This is a genomic window from Psychrobacillus sp. NPDC096389, from assembly GCF_044762855.1.
Lineage (GTDB): Bacteria > Bacillota > Bacilli > Bacillales_A > Planococcaceae > Psychrobacillus.
The window spans coordinates 273,726-291,680 of sequence record NZ_JBIWFB010000004.1 but is presented as its reverse complement, the minus strand read 5'-3'; the positions used below and the strand labels follow the sequence as shown (position 1 = coordinate 291,680).

Here is a 17,955-nt window from a genome sequence, read left to right as displayed (position 1 = left end):
CTAGCTTATCCTTTTGTTTTAGCGTAAATACAAGTATCTCTTAACTTTTTACCATCAGAAGATAAAGAATCATGATGAAGGGTTCCTTCTAACGTATACGCGAGCCTTTCTGCGACCGAGCGACTTCGTACATTTTCACTATCGCATCGAATTTCTACACGATTTGCATCTAATTCTTCAAACGCAAATCGAGTGATGCGTTCAACCGCTTCAGTCATTAGCCCTTTTCCTTCGAACTTACTGTCTATCCAATAGCCAATTTCAAACTTACGCACTTTCCAATCGATCCGATGTAGACCCGAAGAACCTACAAATTCTCCCGTCTCTTTTAAGAACAAATGCAGTCGTAAATCTTTTCGGGTGATAAAATCAGCTACTGCTTGTCGCAAATTAGTAGTAGTCTGCTCTAGAGTTTCTTTCGTTTGCGCCCATGGCATCCATTCTTTTAATGCGTCGTGGGAATTTATAATTGCTTTCCATGCTACTTCCGCATCTTCTACTTTAGGTGCTCGAATGATTAATCGTTCTGTTTCCAACTCTTCCGAAAAAGAATAGTCTTCTTTTTTACTCACTTCTGGATGCGAATCATCATCCCATTTTACTGGCGTTGCCGTCCCTTTTAAAAAGTCTTCTCTCGTCATCCCATATGTAACTGCATCATAATAAGATTCTTCTTTCGGAGAAAACCAAGCTTGACGGAGCTGAGCTTCTTTTACAAAGCCAGCTCGTTCAAACGTTTTACGCATAGCAAAATTATCTTGTCTTGTATGGCCTTCTAAACGAATTTTAGCCTCCGGTAGTTGGAAAACATATTCTGTTACCATCTTTAATGCAAGTGGACCATATCCTCTTCCTCTTGCTTCATCTGCAATTCGCAAATCAAATAAAGGAATCTCGTCTCGCAAATCATAAATTTTAACGATTCCAACCTGTTCATTTTCTTCATTCTCTACCCAAAAGGTTTTTACTTCGTCGGATTGATATCCGCCTTCTTCAATTGTCTTTTCAATTAGTTCCCTTGCCGGATGAGCATTTCCATGATACGGCCAAGTATTAGTCGTCATAAAATGGATAAGCTGTTCCTGCTCTTCCATTGTCCATTCTGTAAGCTTCATTTTATATCCCTCCGAACGTACTATTTATGCACTTTTAATAGTCGCAACGAATTTAGCACTACGAGTAATGTTGCACCCATATCCGCGAAAATGGCAATCCATAATGTTAACCACCCTGGAATGATGAGCAAAAGCGCAATAATCTTTAACCCTAAAGCAAACATAATATTTTCTTTAATAATATGCAATGCTTTTCGACTTAATCGTATCGTATATGGAAGCTTTTCTAAATCATCTGCCATTAATGCAACATCTGCAGTTTCGAGTGCCGCATCTGTTCCTGCTCCACCCATCGCAATTCCTACAGAAGCTGCAGCAAGTGCTGGTGCATCATTTACTCCGTCTCCGACCATTGCAACGGCTCTATATTTTTCTTTTAACGCTTTAATAGCTGTTAGCTTTTGTTCAGGCATGAGATTTGCTTCTACATCTGTCATTCCAAGTTTAGCAGCAATGGCATTTGCCGTTCGTTTGTCATCGCCTGTAAGCATAACCGTATGTTTGATACCTGCACTTTTAAGATCTTGTAGCACTTTCTTGCTTGTCGTACGAATAGGGTCTGCTACTGCAATAAACCCTTTATATTGTCCATCCTCTACTGCAAGCATTACTGTATTTCCTTCTGATTGCAATTGTTCTGTACGCGCAATTACTTCACTCGGAACAGTACTGACAGAAAGAATCCATGCCACACTGCCTACTGACCATTTCTTCCCATGGACGATCCCTTCTGCTCCTTTACCAGTAATAGACTGAAAATTTTCGACTTCCAAAGCGTGTATATGCTTCTCTGAACCGTATTTCACAATTGCTTGTGCTAGTGGATGCCCCGAATATGTTTCGATAGACATCACTTTTTGTAGCAGATCATGTGGATTTTCTGACTCGACAACTGTTACTTCTGGATACCCTTTTGTTAAAGTTCCCGTTTTATCAAAAGCAATTGCTCGTATACGTCCGATTTCTTCTAAGTGTATCCCACCTTTAATAAGCACACCTTGCTTCGCTGCATTTCCGATAGCTGTTACGATGGCTACCGGTGTGGATACAACTAATGCACAAGGACATCCTACTACTAATACCGCAAGTCCTTGGTAAATCCATGTTTGCCAATCACCACCAAATAGAGGTGGTACAATTGCTACTAAAAAAGCAATGGCAATAATGACAGGGGTATAATATTTAGCAAATTTATCAACAAACTTTTGGGAAGGTGCTTTTTCTGCTTGCGCTTCCTCTACTAAGTGAATAATTTTTGCAATCGTTGTATCTTCCACTCTTTTCGTTACTTTGACTTCTAACGAACCTTCTTCGTTTAAAGTTCCAGCAAACACTTCGTCTCCAGTCGCTTTATAGACAGGTACTGCCTCTCCTGTAATCGAAGCTTGGTTGACCGATGAAGCCCCATTCAAAACAATCCCATCCATGGCAATCTTTTGCCCTGGCTTTACGATTAACACATCATTTATTTGAATAAATTCCGTATCAATCTCTACTAATTGGCCGTCCCTGCGAATCGTTGCCGAAGGAGGTGCTATGTCTATTAATTGGCTGATTGATTGACGCGCTTTATTCATCGAGTAGGCTTCTAATGCTTCACTAACTGCGAATAAAAACACAACAACCGCACCTTCACGCCACTCACCAATAATCGCTGCACCAATAATCGCAATCGTCATAAGCGTTTTCATATCAAAATAAAAGCGTGATAAATTCAACAACCCACTTTTGAACATATCATATCCACCAACTACAATGGCGATAACAAACAAGCCAATCGCAAGGGGATGCGTTTCTTCATACATAAACGAAACGACAATTCCAATCACTAAAAAGAGAAAGGAAATGGCTGTAACGACATTTTCTTTCCGTTTGAAAAATGGCGTTGTTTCTTGTTTTCGCTGTTTAAGCGGTGCTACTTTAATGCCGTCAAAAGCACCTGCCTTTTCAATGTCTTCTACAGTGACATTGCCAATAACAGCAACTTTAGAAGCACCAAAATTTACGATTGCCTCTTCCACATTTGCGAGGCTTTTTATATTATTTTCAAATTTCATCGCACAGTTGGCACATGAAAGATTCTCTAAGCGATACTCTTTTTTAGTTGCTTTCTCCAATCTTCTCCCCCTCTTCCATCGCGTGTTCATATGCAATTTTCACTAACTGATTCACATGATGATCCGCTAATGAGTAATAAACTAACTTTCCTTTTCTTTCAGATTTGGCTAGTGACAGATCGCGTAAATAGCGTAAGTGATGTGATGCGGTGGCGGTAGAGGAACTAATTATTTCACTCACATCACACACACAGAGTTCTTCTTCTATTGTTAGTGCATACGCAATTTTTAAACGTGTCTCATCAGCTAATGCTTTAAAAATTTTCGCAACGTTCGTTACATCCGGAAGTTGCTGTTTCACAGAAAATACTACATTTTCGTTTGCTTTTGTTACCTCACACATATCTTTCGTTTGCATATTTTCACCTCATTCAAATAGTCGTTTGATTGTTATTTTCATTATATGTTCAAACTATTCCAATAGCAAGGTCATTCAAATATATATTTGAATGAAAAAAACGTCCCTGTGCAGCAAACAATTCAGAATTGTTTGCTGCACAGGGACGTATATACCTTCACAGGTCTGCGTTTTCTCCAACTATTTTTACTTCAAGTTCTAACTCCACATCGAAATTTTTCTTTACTGCTGCTTTCACCATTTCGATTGTGCTAATATAATCAGTGGCAGTGGCATTATTTTTATTAATAATAAAACCTGCATGCTTTGTAGAAACTTCTGCTCCACCGTATCCTTTTCCTTGCAGTCCGCTATCTTGAATAAGCTTTCCTGCAAAATAACCAGGTGGACGTTTGAAGACACTACCTGCGGATGGATATTCGAGCGGTTGCTTGGATTCTCGTTGGAATGTTAAATCAGCAATTTTTGCATCGATTTCTTCCTTATTACCAGGAGCCAATTCAAACTCAGCGGATAATACATAATACCCTTTTTTTGTAATAATACTTTTACGGTAGCCAAGTTCGAGCTCTTCTTTTGACAGAACAAGCTTTTCACCACTTGGTGTTAAGACAGTTGATTGAACGATTACATCTTGAATCTCTCCACCATATGCACCAGCATTCATCGCCATTGCACCACCGATTGAACCAGGAATACCGCACGCGAATTCTAAGCCAGTTAGTGTCTCACTTGCAACCGCTCTAGAAACATCGATAATATCTGCTCCACTTTCTGCAATCACTCTGTTTCCTTTTATCGTGATTTTGTTCAGCTTTTCCAAACGAAGTACAATACCACGCACCCCGCCATCACGAACAACCATATTAGATCCATTTCCTAATAGCAATAAGGGAATATCATTTTTATACGCATATTGAACCGTGAATGCAGCTTCGTTCTCCGTGTCAGGAGTTACAAATATATCTGCAACACCGCCCATACGTGTCATTGTGTGCAAATTCAATGCTTCATCTATTTTTACGTTCATCGGATCTAGTTGTGTTATTAAATCTTGATACCATTGTTCTTTAGCCAAAAATAGCCAATCCTTTCTCCATTAACCTTATACCTTTCCATAGTATGCGTGCTTGCACTTTATTTTTCAAGCAAAATTGTTAGAACCATTCCTTAGACCAAGATTCAATTCCATCAACTACATCTTTTAGCGCATATCCTTTGGCAGTTAAATTATATTCCACACGTACAGGAACTTCCGAGAACACAGTTCTTTCTACTAAGCCTTCTTTTTCCAGCTCTTTTAAACGCTCTGAAAGTAATCGACCACTTATAGGAAGAGACGACTCGATTTCATTAAATCGTTTCGCTCCATCAATTAATTGAAAAATAATTAAGGCAGTCCATCTTTTTCCGAGCAACTCCATTGCCTTCGCTAAACGTGGACATAATAATGTTTCTTTCATTTGTTTCACCTCAAATCAAATTCGCCTTTAGCGTATTTGCGCCCAGATTTTTCTCGAGCTCGCTCGAGAAATTCCCCTAAAAAATCTGTGGCATCCGCCGGAGGCTTTAACTTTATTCAGCAAGATTTTGTGAACCCCTATCGAATCCTACTCTTGCTATACATGCTCATCACCCATATAAGTGGGAGACTTTTGCTGAATTAAGTTAAACCTATTATACGCCTATATTATTTTTTTGTAAAATAACAGTAATTTAATTACTTGACGTAAGTACTGTATTAATCTAAAGTTAGTTACATAAAGTAACTTGTAGATTAATACTTTACAAATAGGGTAAAGAAAATTGTTTAGGTATTTTTATTTGTTTCGAAATAAAACATCTTGATTTCAAAACAAATATGTTTTATACTAAGAAAAACAAGAAATCCTGAGGAGGAAATTAAAATGACAAAATTTAATTTGGACGCTGCACATTCTAGTATCGACTTTTCTGTAAAACACATGATGGTTTCAAAAGTAAAAGGATCTTTCACTAACTTTACTGCTGATTTAGAAGGAAACGCTGAAGATTTAACTGGCGCAACAATCAGCTTTGACATCGATGTGAAATCGATTACTACAAACAACGAAGATCGCGACAATCACTTACGTGGTGCTGATTTCTTTGACACAGAAGCTTTCCCAAACATTAAATTCGTTGCAACAGACATCAAAAAAACAGATGATGGTGAATACAATGTAACAGGCGATATGACGATTAAAGGCGAAACTAAACCAGTAACATTTGAAGTGGAATACGGCGGTAAAGGCACAAACCCATGGGGCGTAGAAGTTGTGGCGTTCAATGCGGAAACTAAAATCAGTCGTAAAGAATTTGATTTAACTTGGAACCAAGCGTTAGAAACTGGTGGCGTATTAGTTGGAGACGACATCAAAATCAATGTTGAGCTTCAATTAAATCCAGCTCAATAATTTAAATTATCACTAAGGCAACTCTGGACATCCAGAGTTGCTTTTTTATTTGAAAATAAATACCTTAAAACAAGTAAACACTTACATTTCCAATTAAAAAAACTAATTTTTCTGAAATATATTATATACTTCTTAATCGTGATATTATGTTGACAATTCTTTATTATCAGAAAGGGGCAACTATTATGTCTCAAATGCTCGCACTAGTAATCGTTATCGCGATTTTATTCATAGGAGATCTAGTTTCAACTCGTACAAAGGCCTGGATTCCTTCCGTTTTCGTATCCGCCGTTCTTTTCCTTATCGGATATTGGACATTCTTTCCACAAGATATTGTAGCTACTGCTGGTGTACCACCTGTTGTTGCTACAATGATGATTTATTTGCTTATTACAAATATGGGTACTTTACTTTCTATACAGCAATTAAAAGAACAGTGGAAAACAATTCTAATTTCTCTTGCTGGAATTTTAGGGATTATTGCTGCTCTATTTGGAATTGGAACATTTCTGTTTGGAGTTGAAACAATCATTGTTGCTATTCCACCTTTAGTAGGAGGAATTGTATCTGCTCTAATTATGTCAGAAGGTGCTGCAAACGCAGGTTTAACGACTCTTTCTGTTTTCGCAATCGTTATTTACGTGATGCAGGGATTTGCCGGCTATCCATTAACGTCTATTGCACTTAAGAAGGAAGGGAAAATGCTTCTTGAGAAGTTTCGCAAAGGGGAGTTAGCTTCAACAGGACAAGCCTCTACTTCTTCTGAAGAAGTAGAAGAACTAAAAATGTTCCGCAAAATGCCTAAACAGTACAATACGGAATATTTTAAGTTTTTCCGTCTTGCCCTTGTAGGCTTCCTTGCTTATCTTGTTTCTACATTATTAGCACCAATCGTGACAGTAAGTCCTTATGTTCTTTGTTTATTGTTTGGTATTATCGCAAAAAGCGTTGGCTTTTTAGAGCGTCATGTATTGCAAAAAGCAAATGGCTTTGGATTATGTGTAATGGTTTTAATGCTCTTCGTATTTGATGGGCTAAAAACTGCCACGCCGTCTATGATTGTTGATATTCTTTATCCACTAATTGGAACAATCATCTTAGGGGTTATCGGAATGTACATTTTCTCCTTCATTATCGGAAAAATGCTTAAAGTAAGTAAAAATATGGCGTTCGCAATTTCTTTAACTGCATTATATGGGTTTCCAGCAGATTATATTATTACAAATGAAGTAATTAACTCTTTAACTCACGATGAAAAAGAACGTAAAGCATTGACAGATCATATGCTTGCACCAATGCTTGTAGGTGGATTTATAAGCGTAACCATTGTTTCTGTAATACTAGCAGGTATTTTCGTAGGATTTTTATAAGAAAGGAATGTTAGTATGTTAGCCAATAAACAAAGAATCGAACAGCATATTGAACTATTAAGTCACTTTACAGCTACTCCTGGAGTTGGTGTAACAAGACTTACTTATTCGAAAGAAGATTTGAGTGCTCGAAATTACATCAAAGATAGGATGCTAGAATACGGTCTTACTGTTTCGGAAGACGGGTTTGGAAATATTTTCGGAAAATTAGAAGGAACGATTCCAAACGCCCCTTCTGTTATCGTCGGCTCTCATTTTGACTCCGTTCCAAATGGTGGTGCTTATGATGGTACTGCAGGAGTCGTAATAGGATTAGAAGTTGCCGCATTATTTCAAGAGAATAAATGTAAACCGGCATATCCTCTTGAAATTATTGCTCTTGTGGAAGAGGAAGGATCCCGCTACGGTGGTGGATTAATGGGCTCAAGAGGAATGATGGGTTTATTGAGCAATGAAGACTTTAAAGTACTTGCGGACAAGGACGGCATATTAGCCAAAGATGCAATGATTAGCATTGGCTTGGATCCTTCAAAGGAAAAGTTACGAGATTCCAAAACAATTAAAGCATTTCTCGAACTTCATATCGAGCAAGGTCCTATATTAGAAGAAAAAGCTATTCCAATTGGGATTGTAGAAGCCATTGTTGGTTTGACACAATTAGAAGTAACGATACAAGGACGAGCTGGTCATGCGGGAACTACCCCAATGAGTCATCGCTCGGATGCTCTAGTTGCTGCCGCTGAAGTAATTGCCGCGTTTCCAAAGCTAGCGATAGAGGAAGGAAATGGAACTGTAATTACTACTGGACAGTTACACGTATTTCCAAACGGTTCCAATGTTATACCAGATAAAGTGGTGTTCTCAGTAGATATACGATCTGGTAAAGAACTGGATTTGCAAAATGCAGTGCGAAAAGTAGAGGGATTGATTGCTTCCAAAAATGCTACTGGCACTCAAACTTCTATTGAACAACTATTATATATTTCACCAAAAGACATGGATGATCATATTCGATCTATTTTTAAGGAAACGAGCAGTGAGTTGGATATATCCTATTGTTCAATTAATAGTGGTGCTGGACATGATGCAATGGTATTTTCCGATTATACGGCTTGTGGAATGATTTTCATTCCAAGTAAAGACGGGCTTAGTCATTGTCCCGAGGAATGGTCGGATGCAAGTCATCTTGTGAACGGTGCGAATATTTTGTTCCAAACAGCTTTAAAGTTAACGGAGGGAAATGAATGATGATTAACCAAAAAATAAAAGATTCCATTACAAATAATAGTGAAGAATTGACTGCGGTACGTCGTAAACTGCATAGTGAACCTGAATTATCATTTGAAGAATTCAAAACAACTGCCTTCGTTTGCGAGTATTTAGACGAGCTTGGCATACCTTACCGAAAAACGGAGCCTACTGGTGTAATTGCAGAAATCCAAGCAGTTCCAGGTGGAAAAACAGTTGCGCTACGAGCGGATATGGACGCATTGCCAATCCAACAACTGAACACACATGTACCTTATGCTTCTAAAGCGGAAGGAAAAATGCATGCTTGTGGGCATGATGCACATACCTCTATGTTATTGATAGCTGCAAAGGCTTTGAATGATGTAAAAGATCAACTTCCAGGTAATGTTCGTTTCTTATTCCAACCGGCGGAAGAAGCAGCGGCTGGAGCGAAGGCAATCGTTGCTCAAGGTGCAATGGACGGCGTTGACAATGTATTTGGTATTCACATTTGGTCTCAAATGCCAACTAATAAAGTGGCCTGTTCACCAGGTCCTTCATTTGCCGCAGCAGATATTATTAAAGTGAAATTCCAAGGACGCGGTGGACATGCGGCAATGCCTGAAGATTGTATCGACGCTGCAATTGTTGCTTCTTCATTTGTTATGAATGTTCAAACGGTTGTCTCAAGAACGATCGACCCACAAAGTCCTGCTGTTCTTACTATCGGAAAAATGGTTGTCGGAACAAGATTTAATGTAATCGCTGAAAATGCCGAAATCGAAGGTACAGTTCGAACATTCCATCCAGAAACGCGCGATCATATCGAAAAAAGTATTACGAAATACGCGGAAAGTGTTGCTGCTGTTTATGGTGCTACTGCAGAAGTGGAGTACATTCGCGGTACGGATACAGTAGTGAATGAGGAAGAAAGTGCACAACTCGTGCAACAAATTACTGCAGAAGCATTTGGATCTGATGCAGTGTACAATGAAAAACCAACAATGGGTGCGGAAGACTTCTCTGCTTACTTAACGAAAGCTCCTGGAAGCTTTGCCCTAGTAGGAAGCGGAAACCCTGAAAAAGATACCGAATGGGCCCACCACCACGGGAACTTCGATATCGACGAAGATGCACTTGTTACTGGTGCAGAATTATATGCACAATATGCTTGGGCTTATTTGAATAAATAGTGATATTTGCTTCCCCGAAATTTTTTCGGGGGGGCTTTTTTCATTTGCGAGTTTTTTCCAACTAAAACGGCAATTTTTCCAACTAAACTAGGATTTATTCCAACTAATACTTCATTTTTTCCAACTAAATGCTTCAAAATTCCAACTAAACTTATTGCCACACAGAATAATCTATCATTTCCGAAACTATTTCTTTAGCTTTTCGTATATACTTAAGAAAATGGCTTTGGAGGGATAATTTATGGAAGATTTGTTCGGACTAGGGATTGGCTTAGTGGCAGTCGTAATGATTTTTTCTATTCCACTTACTGCAATTTGGACAACGCATTTACGAAAAACGCAAAAGTATAAAGCTCAAATTGTAAAAGATGAAATCGAACTTGAAAAATTGAAATATAATAACTTTTTAATCGAAACCGAAAAAATGCGTTTAGATCTTCAACAAAAACAAGCAGACTTATTAGAGTCATCTGCTGATCCAATTATTTTAGATTTACAAAAACGTGCATCAGCAGAAACAAAAACTTCTTCTTTCTAAAACAATCGTGCAGAGGTTACTCCGCACGATTGTTTTTATTACATAGAGGCTATCTCTTTAATTTGTTCAGCGGTTAATCCTGTTACTTCTACGATAAACTCTACTTCCATCTTCTTAGCTAGTAGATTGCGAGCCACTTCTTCTGTTTTTTCTCGTGACCCTTCTTCTCTCCTCTTTTTTTCAGCCATATGTTTTACGACTTCCACCTTGCCTCTTCATCTAGAATATACTTTAAGCGCGATTCATAAGCGAGTACATCTTCTTTAGATCTACTTAGTTCCTCCCAAGCGAAAAATGCATTAGCTATATTTTCGTCTTTCACCGCTAATTCCTACAATTCTTCATAGATTTGATCATAAACTTTTTCTTTTCGGGCATCCACCATACCGAGCAATAATAGCCAGCCAACTAAAATATCGTCAAGAGCATCTCTGTTATTATATTTCACATTATCAGAATTACTTTTATTATGTGTTTTTCACTATAGCCGAAAAAGCAGCTGAAGTACCAACTCAGCTGCTTTTTTCGTTCAAATATTAAACTGACTCTCATACAGCTCAGAGTAAAAACCTTTTTGCTTCAACAGTTCTCCATGTGTCCCAGACTCGATCAGTTCCCCTTGATTTATAACTAATATCCGGTCCGCATTTTCGATCGTTTTTAAACGGTGGGCAATAACGAAGCTTGTTCTACCTTCTGATAATCGATTCAGTCCTTGTTGGATTTCGATTTCGGTTCTTGTGTCAATACTTGAGGTTGCTTCATCTAAAATCAGTATATCGGAATCGGCTAAAATCGCTCGAGCAATTGCTAGTAGTTGGCGCTGGCCTTGGCTTAGGCTTGATCCGCCTGAAGTAATAAGCGTTTCATAGCGATCTGGTAAGTGCTTGATGAAACGGTGTGCGGAAGCCATTTTGGCAGCGGCAATGACTTCTTCGTCTGTTGCTTCAAGGCGACCATAGCGGATATTTTCCATGATTGTTCCGGAAAATAAGAATGTATCTTGGAGTACTATTCCTATTTTTTCACGGAGTTTACTGATCTGGTAGTCTTTAATTGGTCGCTCATCGATTTTAATCTCTCCAGAATCGATGTCATAAAAACGCATTAATAAATTGATAATGGTTGTTTTTCCAGAACCAGTCGGACCTACTAATGCAATTTTCTCTCCTGCTTTCGTTTGGAAGCTAATGTTCTTTAAGATTGGTTTACCCTTTTCATATGCAAAATTTACATTGGAGAACGTGACATCTCCTCTGAAAGAGTCGACTTCAATGGCATTTTCTTTATCCGATAGATCTGGCGTTTCGTCCATAATCTCAAATACTCGTTCCGCCCCAGCTATAGCAGACTGGAATGTGTTTAATAGACTGGATAGCTGATTAATAGGACGGAAAAATTGGCGAGAATACGTAACGAATGCAGCGATAATACCGACTGTTGCCATATCTTGCACGGTCATCACGGCGCCAACTGCTATAATTAGCACAAGCCCTAAGTTATTAATGAAGTTATTAATCGGTCCTAAAAAGCCTGACACGGTATCAGCTGCCATTGCAGAATGTCTTAGTCTCTCATTCACAACAGAAAACTTTGTGAACGTCTTTTCTTCCTGTCCGAAAATCGTAACGACTTCATTTCCAGAAATGGCTTCCTCGATAAAGCCGTTCAGTTCTCCTAAATCACGCTGTCTTTTAATAAAGTTACTACTGCTATATTTAATAACTTTCTTCGTTGTAAATATGATTAATGGAATGACCAATAAAGATACAATAGCAAGCATCCAATTTAGTAAAAACATTGCGATCGTCACACCAGATACCATTAAAATAGAGGAAATAATTTGGATCACACTTTGACTAAGTGCATTATTCAAACTTTCAATATCATTGGTCACACGACTCATCAAATCGCCATGTGTTCGCTTATCGAAAAAGCGCAGGGACAATGTTTGAAACTTATTAAATAAATCCTGACGTAAAATCCTAATTGTCTTCAACGATACTCGCACCATCAAAAATGTTTGGAGCCAAGTAAAAATGGAAGCAGCCACATAGACAATAGCTAGGATTAGTAAAAATCGTAGTGTACCATTCATATCTTTTGGAATGATATATTGATCGATAATGACACCAATCATATAAGGTACCAGTAAGTTTAAAAGCGTAGAAATGATAACAAAAATAACCGATGCAACCATTGCTATTTTTTGATTTTCCATATACTGCCATATTCGTTTTAGAGTACCTTTTCTATCCTTTGCCTTTTCTACGGGACCGCTGAATCCTCTTGGTCCACGTGCTCGACCAATCGCGCTAGATGTGGAAGACTTATTCATATGAATAGACCTCCTTCCCTGTTTGTGTTTCGTAAATTCCACGATAAACATTGCTCGTTTCTAGCAGCTCGGTATGTGTACCACTCGCTTCAAGCATGCCATCTTCAATCACCAGAATCTGATCTGCGTTGATAATCGAAGAAACCTTCGCTGAAATGATAAACACGGTTGTATCCGCATGATTCTGTTGTAATGCTTGTTGTACGGAAGCTTCCGATAAAGCATCGATTGCGGAGGTAGAATCATCTAATATTAAAACTTTCGGCTGACGGATAAAGGCACGAGCCATTGATAGACGCTGTTTTTGACCACCAGATAGATTCGTTGCTCCTTGCATAAGCTCATAGTCATATTTATCTTCAAGCTTATCGATAAACTCTATTGCTGCTGCTGATTTAGCTGCTTCTTCCATTTCAGAAAGACTTGCTTCCTCTTTTCCATAGCGTAAATTCTCTTCAATTGCTCCGGAAAATAAAGTCGCTTTTTGTGGTACAAAACCAATCATTCCTCTTAAAAGTTCAAGTGGATATTGTTTTAAATTAACACCATCGATTAAAATGTCCCCTGAATCCGGATCATAAAGTCGTGGAATCAGTTTAACGAGCGTTGATTTTCCACTACCAGTAGAACCAATAATCCCAATCGTCTCCCCCGCTTTTGCTCGGAATGAAATGTTTTTCAGGACATATTCCCCGTTCTTACTATAGCTAAAATTCACCTCTTTGAACTCCACTTCTCCTTTTACTTGCGGAAGCGAAGCGGGTATTTCTGGTTCACTGATATCGATTTCCGTATCAAGCACTTGACCAATTCGGTTAGCAGAAGTAAAAGAACGAGCGATTTGCATCAATACATGACTACTCGTCATTAGTCCGTTCATAATAATATTCAAATAGTTAATAAAAGCTAAAATAACACCAACTTGAAGTGTCCCTTCATTTACTTTAATCGCACCCATCCACATACCTGCAACGACACCTAAATTCACTACAAACAGCATGATTGGCATCAAAGTCAAAATGACTTGTTCGGCAGACATATTCCGCTTTGTTAATAGATCATTTACCTTTCGGAAGGTTTTAATCTCATAATTTTGACGATCGAATGCTTTAATAACCCGTATACCCGCAAACGTTTCTTGTAATTTTGTATTAACCTGATCCATCGCTTTTTGGACTTTTGCAAATAACTGTCCTGATTTAGCAGAAAAATAATAAATAAAAATCATTAAAACCGGTATCGCTACCAATAATACTGGAAACAACTCGCGCGCTGTAAACCAAACAATTGCTACCGATCCGATAAATAATAGTGGACCGCGTACAAAAATCCGCAACGTCATCATTAAAGCTTGTTGAACCGCCGTTACATCATTCGTTACAATTGTAATTAGTTTTCCAGCTCCGAATGTATCCGTGTTTTTACTAGAAAACTGTTGCGTCTTATTAAAAATATCTCGGCGTATATCTGCCGCAAAGTTTACCGCCGCTTTCGTACTATAAATCGTACAACCGGCCCCACCTATCAAACCGATAACAGCAGTTAACAGCATTAATAATCCAAGCTTAATGACATAAGCATTATCATTATTTGCAATTCCTACATCGATAATATGTTGCATAATGGTCGGCTGTAGTAAATCCATTGCCACCTCCACACACATTAACAGCGGAGCTAAAATCGCAAATAGTGTATAAGGTTTTAAATACGGAAATAATTTCCCAAGGGATTTCATAGCATTTCCCCTCTCTATCTATTTTCTTTATGTAAACGTTCGGTTATTTCTTTCACAAATTCTATTAAATTAGTCGTTTTTTCCGGGTTTTTACGTGACTGTTTAATCGCTTTATGGAGTTCCGTTTCCCATAAATTGAGGGCAGACTTTAGCTCTGTTGCTTCATTGGAATTTTGCCAAACCCAGCGTGCTTTCCACTCTTCCCAAAAATCGCCTTCTTTACGACTTGCGAATTCCTCTAGTTTTTCATTCCCTTTATCTTTTATCTGATATGCCTTTTTATCCGACTCAGGATCTAAACCAATCATTTCTTTTTCCGTCAACTCCTGGAGTGCTGGATATACTGTCCCTGCACTTGCTGAATAAAGTCCCCCGGATCGACTTTCTAATTCTTTCATTATTTGATACCCATGCATCGAGCTTTCCTTCAATAAATGCAAAATGGCTATTTGTATAAAACCTCTTCGCTTTTTCATTTGAATCCTCTCCTTTTAACTATATCGATAATTCTAGTCGATATATCGAATAAAAACAATAGTAAAGGAGTTGAACGAAAATTATTTTCGTTCAACTCCTTTATAGCGAGATAATCATTCTCCAATATCTATTTTTTCGAGTGGCTCATACGCTGGACCTTCTATTACGTCTCCAGAATATGTATATCTGGACCCATGACATGGGCAATCCCAAGAGCTTTCTGCGTCGTTGAATACGACATCACAGCCCAGATGTGTACATACTGGTTTAACTAAATGAATTTTTCCATAGTCATCCTTGTAAGCCCCTACTTTTTGACCATCTAGTTTGATAATATCGCCGGAGCCTGCTTTTAAATCTTGAAAGACGACGTCGATTTTCTCCGTTTTTCCTTTAACTAGCTCTTTTGCGACGTTTGCATTTATTTTAGCAAAACTTTTAATGTCTTCTTTTTTCATTTTCGATCGTGTTGGTGAGTAAAGTTCCGCAAAGCGATTTTCTTTTTCGAGCACATTATCAACCAAAATTTTGGCAGCGACCGTACTATTGGTCATCCCCCACTTGGCGTATCCTGTTGCAACAAGTACATCTTGAAGCCCTGACGTCATTGGTCCAACATATGGAACTCCATCTAATGTGACCAAATCTTGGGCAGACCACCGATAGGCGTATTGTTTCGCTTTAAACTGTTCCCTTCCAAATGCAGCTAAAGCATCATAGTTAGTGCTCATATCACCTTGAAATCTTCCCGTAATATGCCCTTCCCCACCTAATAGCAAATATCTTCGTCCATCTGAGCCTAATGCCGTTCGTATCGATCTTGTCGGCTTTTCTACATTAATATAGATTCCTTTTGGATAATTTGGTTCCGCTAGTGTTGCGATTGCATAAGAACGTTCGGAATACATTCGTGTAAAATAAAGTCCGTCTTCATCGTTAAATGGAAAATGACTGCAAACTAATATTTTTTTTGCTCGTATTTCATTGCCATCTAACATTTCAACCCGATTGCTTCCATGAATGGATTTAGCCCGTGATTCTTCAAAAAATTGCACGCCATTTTCTACTGCTTTCTCTACCAAGGTAAGTGCATACTTCAATGGATGAAATTGCCCTTGATTTTCAAGTTTAAGACCTTCCTTCACAGTAAATGGAAGTCCTATTTCTTTTGTTAGTGTCCCTCCATCTATTCCAATCATATGGTAGGCATCAAGTTCTTGGCGTAATATTTCTACTCCATCATCTGTATTTGTATATAAAAAAGCATCTACTTTTTCAAAATCACATTTGATGCCTAATTGCTTGATTGTTTGTTCGATGAAGTCTTTTGCTTCATTGTTTGCTTCATAGTATTGTTCTGCTTGTTCCCTTCCGAAAGTTTCGATTAGTTGCTGATAAATGGGGCCGTGCTGAACCGTTACTTTCGCCGTTGTGAAGCCAGTTGTTCCTTCTAATATTCTACTTCCTTCTACAACTACTACTTTACGACCGCTTTGGCTTAGTAAATAAGCTGCCGTAATTCCAGTAAGACCTGCCCCAATAATAGCAACATCTGCTTCTATATCTTCACTTAGTTTTGGGAAAAGCGGAAAGTCTTGTTGTGCCCGCCAATAAGATTGCGATTCACTCGGCAATATTTTTTGAGTCATTTTGTATAACCTCCTGTTTCTACTATTGTCTATCTATTGGCGAAACTTTATTCAAGTTGAGCCGTATAAAAGTAAACAGTTTTTCTTTAGGAGTGTTTTATATGGATAATTTCGGTTTCTTTGGAGGAATGCCACCGTTTTTTGCTTTATTTTTTCTTTTAATAGCTGGTTTTATTGTTTTCACCATTATAAAAAGTGGTACCCAATGGAATAAAAACAATAACTCCCCTAAACTTTCTGTACCCGTTCAAGTAGTAACGAAACGCTCCAATACAAGGGGTGGTTCTGGAGATAGTGCCGCTTCCACTTCCTATTATGTAACGTTCCAAGTAGAGAGCGGAGACCGCATGGAGCTTCAAATGAGCGGGAAAGAATACGGCATGATTGCAGAAGATGACCTTGGAATTCTGACTTTCCAGGGAACTAGATTCCTAAGTTTTGAAAGAAAACAATAAAAAAAATCCTCTTTCCGATATTTTGGAAAGAGGGTTTTCGATTTATAGCATCATTTGGCAGGAGAAATACCTTCTTCTTCCGCCAATTTGTTCAATGCACCAACAAATGATTCTAATGGCTGTGCACCTGAAATTGCATACTTATCATTTAAAACAAAAAATGGTACTCCGCGTACGCCTATTTGACCAGCACGTGCGATATCCAATCGAACTTCTGTTAAATAAGCATCTGAATTCAATACTTTTTCTGCTTCGTCTCTAGATAAACCTAGTGATTCGATCAAGTCTAAAAGAACATCATGCTTGCCAATTTCCTTCGCCTCAATGAAATAAGCATGTAGCAATAGTTCGTTTGCTTCTTTTGCTTTACCTTGCTCAGATGCCCATTTCACTAAACGATGTGCATCTAGCGTATTTGCTGGCTTCATCGCGTCGAAATTATAATCTAAGCCAACTGTTTTTGCTTGCTCTGCAACGCCTGCTGTCATTTGTTTTGCAGCTTCTACGCTTTGTCCGTATTTTTCCGCAAGTACTTCATACATCGTCTTATCCGATGTTTTTGGTGAATTTGGATCTAGCTCGAAGCTTTTGAATTCTACTTCCGCTTGATCAGCAAACCCTGCTTCTTGTAACGCTTCTTCTAATCTTCTTTTTCCGATATAACAAAACGGACATACGAAATCGGACCATACTTCAATTTTCATCTCCATCACCTCTCGTTTATTGTAATGTCTGTTTGTTTTGATTTCAAAATAATTGCCTGAAAGTATAAAGTGCTTTTCTTGTAACGGGGATTTGTGGAAATATAGGGATAATGCTTCGCAGTGAAGTGTCTGTAGAGAAAATCAACGGGAATCCCTTGCTTACTCAGTGGCAACTCACCAAAAATAAAATTTCTGCAGTTTTTGGATTGTACGCATCCAGTAAATGGCTTAGGGCAACCAA

At 38.4% G+C, this 17,955-nt stretch carries 17 protein-coding genes; 6 read left to right on the top strand and 11 right to left on the bottom strand.

The annotated features are described in order from the left end of the window. Positions 1-5: 5 nt before the first annotated feature. The 5 genes from ACIQ38_RS13000 to ACIQ38_RS12980 form a co-directional block, all read right to left on the bottom strand. On the bottom strand, positions 6-1,115 hold the full coding sequence (locus ACIQ38_RS13000; protein ID WP_402823384.1) for a GNAT family N-acetyltransferase: 1,110 nt from the start codon (positions 1,113-1,115) through the stop codon (positions 6-8). Between the two features lie 20 nt (positions 1,116-1,135). Further along, positions 1,136-3,262: a heavy metal translocating P-type ATPase gene (locus ACIQ38_RS12995; RefSeq protein ID WP_402823381.1), complete on the bottom strand. Its 2,127-nt coding sequence runs from the start codon at positions 3,260-3,262 to the stop codon at positions 1,136-1,138. Further along, positions 3,216-3,590 carry an ArsR/SmtB family transcription factor gene (locus ACIQ38_RS12990; protein ID WP_402823378.1) on the bottom strand — a complete coding sequence of 125 codons (375 nt, stop codon included), beginning with the start codon at positions 3,588-3,590 and terminating at the stop codon, positions 3,216-3,218. Before ACIQ38_RS12990 ends, ACIQ38_RS12995 begins: the two co-directional genes overlap by 47 nt. A gap of 157 nt (positions 3,591-3,747) precedes the next feature. Then, a complete protein-coding gene (murB, locus tag ACIQ38_RS12985) occupies positions 3,748-4,668 on the bottom strand; it encodes a UDP-N-acetylmuramate dehydrogenase (protein WP_402823375.1) in 921 nt (306 codons plus the stop codon). A gap of 79 nt (positions 4,669-4,747) precedes the next feature. Further along, on the bottom strand, positions 4,748-5,053 hold the full coding sequence (locus tag ACIQ38_RS12980; RefSeq protein WP_402823373.1) for a winged helix-turn-helix transcriptional regulator: 306 nt from the start codon (positions 5,051-5,053) through the stop codon (positions 4,748-4,750). Between the two features lie 444 nt (positions 5,054-5,497). Between ACIQ38_RS12980 and ACIQ38_RS12975 the strand changes: the two genes are divergently transcribed. The 5 genes from ACIQ38_RS12975 to ACIQ38_RS12955 all read left to right on the top strand — a co-directional run bounded on the left by ACIQ38_RS12975 (position 5,498) and on the right by ACIQ38_RS12955 (position 10,356). After that, positions 5,498-6,025, top strand: a complete 528-nt coding sequence (locus ACIQ38_RS12975) for a YceI family protein (RefSeq protein ID WP_402823370.1) — start codon at positions 5,498-5,500, stop codon at positions 6,023-6,025. Between the two features lie 185 nt (positions 6,026-6,210). After that, positions 6,211-7,395, top strand: a complete 1,185-nt coding sequence (locus ACIQ38_RS12970) for a hypothetical protein (RefSeq protein ID WP_402823367.1) — start codon at positions 6,211-6,213, stop codon at positions 7,393-7,395. A 15-nt stretch (positions 7,396-7,410) separates the two neighbouring features. Further along, a complete protein-coding gene (locus tag ACIQ38_RS12965) occupies positions 7,411-8,643 on the top strand; it encodes a Zn-dependent hydrolase (RefSeq protein ID WP_402823364.1) in 1,233 nt (410 codons plus the stop codon). Positions 8,644-8,645: 2 nt separating this feature from the next. Beyond that, positions 8,646-9,818, top strand: coding sequence for an amidohydrolase (locus ACIQ38_RS12960; protein ID WP_402823567.1), 1,173 nt, complete (start codon positions 8,646-8,648; stop codon positions 9,816-9,818). A gap of 241 nt (positions 9,819-10,059) precedes the next feature. Further along, positions 10,060-10,356, top strand: a complete 297-nt coding sequence (locus tag ACIQ38_RS12955) for a hypothetical protein (RefSeq protein ID WP_402823361.1) — start codon at positions 10,060-10,062, stop codon at positions 10,354-10,356. A 38-nt stretch (positions 10,357-10,394) separates the two neighbouring features. On the opposite strand, the gene ACIQ38_RS12950 is transcribed toward ACIQ38_RS12955, so the two are convergent. From ACIQ38_RS12950 to ACIQ38_RS12930, 5 genes are all read right to left on the bottom strand, one after another. Beyond that, entirely contained in the window at positions 10,395-10,562 is a 168-nt protein-coding gene (locus ACIQ38_RS12950; RefSeq protein ID WP_402823359.1) for a hypothetical protein, read from the bottom strand. A 323-nt stretch (positions 10,563-10,885) separates the two neighbouring features. Next, the gene (locus tag ACIQ38_RS12945; protein WP_402823356.1) at positions 10,886-12,694 is read right to left on the bottom strand and encodes an ABC transporter ATP-binding protein; all 1,809 of its coding nucleotides are present in this window, start codon (positions 12,692-12,694) and stop codon (positions 10,886-10,888) included. After that, entirely contained in the window at positions 12,687-14,429 is a 1,743-nt protein-coding gene (locus tag ACIQ38_RS12940; protein WP_402823353.1) for an ABC transporter ATP-binding protein, read from the bottom strand. Before ACIQ38_RS12940 ends, ACIQ38_RS12945 begins: the two co-directional genes overlap by 8 nt. 14 nt (positions 14,430-14,443) lie before the next feature. Next, positions 14,444-14,905: a PadR family transcriptional regulator gene (locus ACIQ38_RS12935; protein WP_402823350.1), complete on the bottom strand. Its 462-nt coding sequence runs from the start codon at positions 14,903-14,905 to the stop codon at positions 14,444-14,446. Positions 14,906-15,019: 114 nt separating this feature from the next. Then, positions 15,020-16,555 carry an FAD-dependent oxidoreductase gene (locus ACIQ38_RS12930; RefSeq protein ID WP_402823347.1) on the bottom strand — a complete coding sequence of 512 codons (1,536 nt, stop codon included), beginning with the start codon at positions 16,553-16,555 and terminating at the stop codon, positions 15,020-15,022. A gap of 101 nt (positions 16,556-16,656) precedes the next feature. Here ACIQ38_RS12930 and ACIQ38_RS12925 point away from each other — a divergent pair, with 101 nt between their 5' ends. Beyond that, on the top strand, positions 16,657-17,010 hold the full coding sequence (locus tag ACIQ38_RS12925; RefSeq protein WP_402823344.1) for a DUF2500 domain-containing protein: 354 nt from the start codon (positions 16,657-16,659) through the stop codon (positions 17,008-17,010). 50 nt (positions 17,011-17,060) lie between these two features. On the opposite strand, the gene ACIQ38_RS12920 is transcribed toward ACIQ38_RS12925, so the two are convergent. Beyond that, positions 17,061-17,714: a DsbA family oxidoreductase gene (locus ACIQ38_RS12920; protein ID WP_402823341.1), complete on the bottom strand. Its 654-nt coding sequence runs from the start codon at positions 17,712-17,714 to the stop codon at positions 17,061-17,063. Positions 17,715-17,955 lie beyond the last annotated feature (241 nt).

Bases quoted from the DNA above. Each gene is read 5' to 3' on its own strand.
- ACIQ38_RS12990 (WP_402823378.1), bottom strand. From the start codon at position 3,590: ATGCAAACGAAAGATATGTGTGAGGTAACAAAAGCAAACGAAAATGTA.
- ACIQ38_RS12995 (WP_402823381.1), bottom strand. From the start codon at position 3,262: ATGAACACGCGATGGAAGAGGGGGAGAAGATTGGAGAAAGCAACTAAA.
- ACIQ38_RS12965 (WP_402823364.1), top strand. From the start codon at position 7,411: ATGTTAGCCAATAAACAAAGAATCGAACAGCATATTGAACTATTAAGT.
- ACIQ38_RS12930 (WP_402823347.1), bottom strand. From the start codon at position 16,555: ATGACTCAAAAAATATTGCCGAGTGAATCGCAATCTTATTGGCGGGCA.
- ACIQ38_RS12955 (WP_402823361.1), top strand. From the start codon at position 10,060: ATGGAAGATTTGTTCGGACTAGGGATTGGCTTAGTGGCAGTCGTAATG.
- ACIQ38_RS12925 (WP_402823344.1), top strand. From the start codon at position 16,657: ATGGATAATTTCGGTTTCTTTGGAGGAATGCCACCGTTTTTTGCTTTA.
- ACIQ38_RS12980 (WP_402823373.1), bottom strand. From the start codon at position 5,053: ATGAAAGAAACATTATTATGTCCACGTTTAGCGAAGGCAATGGAGTTG.
- ACIQ38_RS12935 (WP_402823350.1), bottom strand. From the start codon at position 14,905: ATGAAAAAGCGAAGAGGTTTTATACAAATAGCCATTTTGCATTTATTG.
- ACIQ38_RS12920 (WP_402823341.1), bottom strand. From the start codon at position 17,714: ATGAAAATTGAAGTATGGTCCGATTTCGTATGTCCGTTTTGTTATATC.
- ACIQ38_RS12940 (WP_402823353.1), bottom strand. From the start codon at position 14,429: ATGAAATCCCTTGGGAAATTATTTCCGTATTTAAAACCTTATACACTA.
- ACIQ38_RS12975 (WP_402823370.1), top strand. From the start codon at position 5,498: ATGACAAAATTTAATTTGGACGCTGCACATTCTAGTATCGACTTTTCT.
- ACIQ38_RS12945 (WP_402823356.1), bottom strand. From the start codon at position 12,694: ATGAATAAGTCTTCCACATCTAGCGCGATTGGTCGAGCACGTGGACCA.
- ACIQ38_RS13000 (WP_402823384.1), bottom strand. From the start codon at position 1,115: ATGAAGCTTACAGAATGGACAATGGAAGAGCAGGAACAGCTTATCCAT.
- ACIQ38_RS12970 (WP_402823367.1), top strand. From the start codon at position 6,211: ATGTCTCAAATGCTCGCACTAGTAATCGTTATCGCGATTTTATTCATA.